The organism is Kitasatospora sp. NPDC028055 (assembly GCF_040637885.1).
Taxonomy (GTDB): domain Bacteria; phylum Actinomycetota; class Actinomycetes; order Streptomycetales; family Streptomycetaceae; genus Kitasatospora.
In genome coordinates, this window is record NZ_JBEZXE010000118.1 from 1 (window position 1) to 1,302 (window position 1,302).

Below are 1,302 nucleotides of genomic sequence, written 5' to 3' on the forward strand. Positions count from 1 at the left end.
CTTGAGTTCTAGGGATCGTTGCAACGCCCCAGCTGGGGAGTGCAATGACCTTCGAGATCCGCGAGGACCGGCAGCCGCAGGGGCCCAGGAAGCTCCGTGCCGAGCGGGAGGAATACTTCCGGCTCGTGCAACAGGGCTACAGCAGCAAAGAGGCGTCCCGGCTGGTGGGCGTTCACCCGCGTACGGGACGTGAGTGGCGCAACGGCCGGACGGACCCGAAGAGGTTCCGGGCGCCCGCTCGACCCGAGCGGGCGCCCGCCACTGTGTCCGGCCCCTCCCGGTACCTGAGCGAGGACGAGCGGATCCACATCGCCGACCGGTTGCGGGAGAAGGCAACCGTGCGCGCGATCGCGGCCGAGCTGGGCCGCAGCCCGTCCACGGTCAGTCGGGAGATCCGGCGCAACCGCCATCCGGAGAACGGCCGTTACCGGCCCCATGCCGCACAGGCCCGGGCCGATGCCCGCCGGCCCCGGCCCAAGACAGGGAAGATCGCCGAGAACCTGGAGTTGCGGGACTTCATCCAGGACCGCCTGGACCGGAAGTGGAGTCCGGAGCAGATCTGCCAGGCTCTACGGGACACCTTTCCCGAGCGGCCGGAGATGCACGTGGTCCACGAGACGGTCTACCAGGCCCTCTACGTCCAAGGACGGGGCGAACTGCGCCGCGAGCTGGCCGGCGCCCTGCGCTCGGGACGGACACGCCGAAAACCGCACCGCCAGGCCAACTGCCGCCAGCCCAGGTTCGCCACCCCGATGGTCATGATCAGCGAGCGCCCGGCGGAGGCCGAGGACCGGGCGGTTCCCGGCCACTGGGAGGGCGACCTGATCCTCGGCAAGGACAACGCCTCTGCCATCGGCACCCTGGTCGAACGCGCCACCCGCTACGTCATGCTCCTGCACCTGCCGAACGGCCGCACCGCCGAGCACGTGCGCGACGCCCTGGTCGAGACCGTCAAGACCTTGCCCGCCCACCTGGTCCGCTCGCTGACCTGGGACCAGGGCTCCGAGATGGCTGCCCACGGCTCGTTCACCGTCGCCACCGGCGTCCCGGTCTACTTCTGCGACCCGGCCAGCCCTTGGCAGCGCGGCAGCAACGAGAACACGAACGGCCTGCTGCGGCAGTACTTCCCGAAGGGCACGGACCTCTCCGTCCACGGCCCGGAGGACCTGGTCCACGTCGCGGCCGAACTCAACGGCCGCCCACGCAAAACGCTCGGCTGGGAGACCCCAGCCGAGCGCCTGCATAAACTCATCGCGGCCTGAGCAAACCGACCACGTGTTGCAACGACCCCTAGAAACCGCC

The 1,302-nt window shown here is 69.9% G+C and carries 1 protein-coding gene; it reads left to right on the plus strand.

The window, feature by feature from the left end:
- Window positions 1-44 precede the first annotated feature (44 nt).
- Window positions 45-1,262, plus strand: coding sequence for an IS30 family transposase (locus AB0F71_RS39900; protein WP_360246239.1), 1,218 nt, complete (start codon window positions 45-47; stop codon window positions 1,260-1,262).
- Window positions 1,263-1,302 lie beyond the last annotated feature (40 nt).

Excerpts from the sequence above, each read along its gene's own strand:
- AB0F71_RS39900 (WP_360246239.1), top strand. The coding sequence starts at position 45 with ATGACCTTCGAGATCCGCGAGGACCGGCAGCCGCAGGGGCCCAGGAAG.